Genomic DNA, 4,564 nt, shown 5'->3' on the forward strand with positions numbered 1-4,564 from the left:
CCCTCCCGGCCCGGCGGCTCCGCTCCCTCGCCCCCTTCCCGTGGTTCCCGCCCGTCGGCCTGTGCCCGGTCGCCGCCCTCGCCGTGCGCCCCGCCCACCTCCGGATGGAGTTCGACGAGCCCGGCGGCACCCACCCCGTCAGCCTGGAGCACAGCGACCGTGACGAGGTCATCGCCGTGTTCGACGGCGGCGACGCCTTCTCCGGCTTCTCCGTCCCCGCGGGCGGCACCGCCACCGTCAAGGTGCGGCTCGCCTTCGCCCCCGACGCCCCCCACGGCGAGGTCCTCGCCGACGCCGCCCTCGTCCAGCGCAAGGGCGAGCAGGGCGACGACGGTGACTGGGTCGGCGAAGCCGGCGGGTACCGGTTCTCGGTGGAGGGCCCCCAGGAGGACGGCGGCACCGCCGAGGCGGGCTCCCTCGCACACACCGGCCCCCGCGAGTGGATCTACGGCGCCGGGGCCGTCGCCGCCCTCGCCGCCGGGGCCGGGCTGCTGCTCGGCGCCCGCCGGCTCCGCGCCCGCTGAGCCCCGTACAGCCATACGTGCAGCCATACGTACAGCCATACGTGCAGGCTCACGTACAGCCACACGTACACCCTCCCGTACATCTGCCCCACGTACAGTCCGACCGTGGAAGAACAGACCCAGTACCCGGCCCACCGCCCCGGCTCGCCCGTGCGCTCCGGCATCCCCGAGCACGGCCGCATCCCCAAGTACTACGCCGTCAAGGCGCAGGTCGCCGACCTGCTCGACGAGCTCGGCGAAGGCGGCACCCTGCCCACCGAGCGCGATCTCGCCGAGCGGTACGAGGTGTCCCGCGAGACCGTCCGGCAGGCCCTGCGCGAGCTGCTGCTGGAGGGCCGGCTGCGCCGCTCCGGGCGCGGCACCGTCGTCGCCGGCCCCAAGCTGGAGCAGCCCCTGTCCCTCGCCAGCTACACCGAGGGCGTGCGCCGCCAGGGCCGGCGCCCCGGCCGTAACCTCATCGGGCTGGAGCGCTTCCCCTGCCCGCCCGAACTCGCCCGCGGCATCGGCGCCGAGGCCGGCGAGCCGGTCTGGCACCTGGAGCGCGTGCTGCTCGCCGACGACGAGCGCGTCGGGCTGGAGAGCACCTACGTACGGGTCGCCCGCGCGCCCCGCCTCGACGTCGATTTCCAGCCGGACTCCTCCTTCTACGGCTACCTCCGCGACCGTCTCGGCATCTCCTTCGGGGACGCCGACGAGAAGCTGGAGACGGTCCTCGCGACCCCCCGCGAGGCCCTGCTGATCGGCACCCCGCCCGCGCTCCCGATGCTGCTCATCCACCGGTTCTCGCGGGACCAGGACGGGCGTCCGCTGGAGCGGGTGCGTTCGCTCTACCGTGGTGACCGGTTCAGCTTCACGACCCGCCTGCGGCCCGAATAGCCCCTGGTCAACCCCGTCAAGCCAGACAAACAGGACCTATCCAGATCACAGAACGGTAACGGGTCTAGTCCAAGTGTCGAGGCCTGTTCACCGGCCCGTCGCCGGGCCGACCTTTCCGGGACACGGGCCGCCGCCACCTTGGACGACGTGAGAGTCATAGTCGTCGGAGGCGGCGTGGTAGGCACCATGCACGCCTGGCAAGCAGTCCAACGCGGCCACGAGGTCGTCCAGATCGAGCGCGAAGCCGAGGCCCGCGGCGCGTCACTGCGCAATTTCGGCCAGATCTGGGTCAGCGGCCGGGCCGGGGGCGAGGAGCTCGACACCGCCCTGCGGGCCCGGGAGCTCTGGGAGCGGATCGGCGCGGAGGTGCCCGGCCTGGGCTTCCGCGCCATCGGCTCCCTCACCCCCGTCCGAAACGCCCGCGAACGCGCGGTCGCCGAGGCGGCCGTGGCCCGCCCCGACGCCGCCGCCCGCGGCTACAAGCTGGTCACCGCCGCCGAGGCCCGGGAGATCAACCCCGCCCTGCGCGGGGCCTTCGAGGCCGCCCTGTGGTGCGAGCGCGACGCGGCCGTCGAACCGCGCACCGCCCAGCTCCACCTGCGCGAGGCCCTCAGGGCGTCGGGCCGCTACACCTTCCTCGCCGGACGCGAGGTCCGCGAGGTGACCGGCCCCGCCGCCGTCCGCGACGACCACGGTGACGTCCACCGCGGCGACGCCGTCGTCCTCGCCACCGGCGCCTGGCTGTCCGGCCTGGTCCGGGAACTCGTCCCCGACCTGCCCGTGCGCCGCGTCCGCCTCCAGATGATGCAGACCGCCCCGCTCGGCGAGAAGCTCACCACCTCCGTCGCGGACGCCGACAGCTTCCGCTACTACCCCGCCTACAAGTCCCCGGCCCTCGACGCGCTCAACGCCGAGCAGGACCAGGCGCCGGTCGCCGCCGCGCACAAGATGCAGCTGCTGATGGTCCAGCGCCTGGACGGCGGACTGACCATCGGCGACACCCACGAGTACGAGCACCCGTTCGCGTTCGACACCCTCGAAGACCCCTACGAGCACCTCACCGGGGTCGTCGAGGCCTTCCTGGGCCGCCCGCTGCCGAAGATCAGGCACCGCTGGGCAGGCGTGTACGCGCAGTGCACCGACACCACCCGGGTCGTCCACCGCCAGCAGGTGGGCGACGGCGTCTGGCTGGTGACCGGACCCGGCGGCCGCGGCATGACCTGCTCGCCCGCCATAGCCGAGACCACCGCTAACGAACTGGGCTGGTGAACACCATGACCGACCGCGACACCCACACGCACCACAAGCTGGTCGTCCTCGACATGGCCGGCACGACCGTCGCCGACGGCGGCCTCGTCGAGCGCGCCTTCGAGCGCGCCGCCGAACGCCTCGGCGTCGAGCCCGGCAGCGCCGACCACGCCGCGAAGCTCCAGTACGTCCGCGACACCATGGGCGAGTCCAAGATCTCCGTCTTCCGCCACCTCTTCGGTACGGAGGAACTCGCCCAGAGCGCCAACTCCGCCTTCGAGCAGGCCTACGGGGAGCTCGTCGACGGCGGCCTGATCGCCCCCATCCCCGGAGCCCGCGAGGCCATCGAGAAGCTCCGCGCCGACGGCCGCACCGTCGTCCTGACCACCGGCTTCGCCCGCGTCACCCAGGACGCCATCCTCGACGCCCTCGGCTGGCAGGGCCTGGCCGACCTCACCCTGTGCCCCGCCGACGCGGGCGGCCGCGGCCGCCCCTACCCCGACATGGTGCTGGCCGCGTTCCTGCGCACCGGCGCGGTGGCCGACGTACGGGAGGTGGCCGTCGCCGGAGACACGGCGTACGACATGCTCAGCGGCCGCCGCGCCGGAGCGGGCATCGTGGCCGGCGTCCTGACCGGCGCCCACGACCGCGCCGCGCTCGACGACCACGGCGCCACCCACGTCCTCGGCTCGATCGCCGAACTCCCGCGGCTCCTCAACGACGCGGAGCCGGTGTGAGCGGCATCCGCTTCGACTCCGTCTCGGTCGCCTACCACGGCAACACCGTCCTGGACTCCCTCGACCTGACCGTCGAGCCCGGCGAGGTCATGGCGCTGCTGGGCCCCTCCGGTTCGGGCAAGACCACGGCGCTGCGCGCGGTCGCCGGCTTCGTACGGCCGGTCGCCGGGCGGGTGCTGATCGGCGGCCGGGACGTCACCGGACTCCCGCCGCACAAGCGCGGCATCGGCATGGTCGTCCAGCAGTACGCGCTCTTCCCGCACATGCGGGTGGCGGACAACGTGGCCTTCGGCCTGCGCGCCCAGAAGGCCCCGAAGGCGGAGATCCCCGCCCGGGTCGCCGAGGCGCTGGAGATGACGGGGATGGGCGCCTACGCCCGCCGCTACCCCCGCGAGCTCTCCGGCGGGCAGCAGCAGCGCGTGGCCATCGCCCGCGCGCTCGCCATCCGCCCCGGGGTCCTCCTGCTCGACGAGCCCCTCTCGGCGCTGGACGCGCAACTGCGCTCCGGGATGCTGGCCGAACTGGCCCGGCTGCACCGCGAGCTGCCCGAGGTCTCCATCCTCTACGTCACCCACGACCAGGTCGAGGCGCTGACCCTGGCCGACCGGATCGCCGTGATGGACAAGGCCCGGCTGCAGGACTGCGGCACCCCGCAGCAGCTCTACCGGGCGCCGCGCACCGAGTTCACGGCGTCCTTCGTCGGCAACGCCAACCTGCTGCCGGTGACCGTGGCCGACGGCGGCGCGGTCTTCGCGGGACGCCCGCTGGCCCTCGACCCGGGCCGCGCGGCGGCGGGCTCCACCGCCACCCTGTGCGTACGGCCGCACCTGCTCGGGCTCGGCGAGGGGCCGAACGCCCTGCGCGGCACGATCACCGAGGTGCAGTGGCGGGGCTCGACGCACCGGCTGTACGTCGACGTCGACGGCCACCGCGTCAAGGCGGACCTGCCCGAGCTGCGCGAGACGCCGGCGCTGGGTGACGAGGTGACCCTGCACTTCGAACCGCGCGATGCCGTGCTGCTGGCCGCAGGGGTGTCCGATGCCTGAGACCACGCGGCCGACCCCCGCCCTTCCGACGCAGCCATCCTCCACCGAGCCCGGCGGGCAGGCCGGGGCCCCCTCCCGGGAGGCGGGGGGGGGGGGGCGCGGCCGCCCGGCGGGCCCCCCCGGCCCCGACGGG

The 4,564-nt window shown here is 74.4% G+C and carries 4 protein-coding genes and 1 pseudogene; all 5 read left to right on the plus strand.

Annotated elements, in window-relative coordinates; genetic code table 11:
• A pseudogene (locus tag ACFV0Q_RS38580) lies at positions 1-524 on the plus strand (hypothetical protein); the annotation flags it as partial.
• Positions 525-629: 105 nt separating this feature from the next.
• Entirely contained in the window at positions 630-1,400 is a 771-nt protein-coding gene (locus ACFV0Q_RS38585) for a GntR family transcriptional regulator (RefSeq protein WP_385012373.1), read from the plus strand.
• Positions 1,401-1,547: 147 nt separating this feature from the next.
• Entirely contained in the window at positions 1,548-2,669 is a 1,122-nt protein-coding gene (locus tag ACFV0Q_RS38590; RefSeq protein WP_385012375.1) for a TIGR03364 family FAD-dependent oxidoreductase, read from the plus strand.
• 5 nt (positions 2,670-2,674) lie between these two features.
• On the plus strand, positions 2,675-3,385 hold the full coding sequence (locus ACFV0Q_RS38595) for a phosphonatase-like hydrolase (RefSeq protein ID WP_385012379.1): 711 nt from the start codon (positions 2,675-2,677) through the stop codon (positions 3,383-3,385).
• Positions 3,382-4,431 carry an ABC transporter ATP-binding protein gene (locus tag ACFV0Q_RS38600; protein ID WP_385012377.1) on the plus strand — a complete coding sequence of 350 codons (1,050 nt, stop codon included), beginning with the start codon at positions 3,382-3,384 and terminating at the stop codon, positions 4,429-4,431. Before ACFV0Q_RS38595 ends, ACFV0Q_RS38600 begins: the two co-directional genes overlap by 4 nt.
• The last annotated feature ends 133 nt before the right edge of the window (positions 4,432-4,564 follow it).

The sequence above is a fragment of the Streptomyces sp. NPDC059564 genome (assembly GCF_042735575.1).
Classification (GTDB): domain Bacteria; phylum Actinomycetota; class Actinomycetes; order Streptomycetales; family Streptomycetaceae; genus Streptomyces.

Bases quoted from the DNA above. Each gene is read 5' to 3' on its own strand.
- ACFV0Q_RS38595 (WP_385012379.1), top strand. From the start codon at position 2,675: ATGACCGACCGCGACACCCACACGCACCACAAGCTGGTCGTCCTCGAC.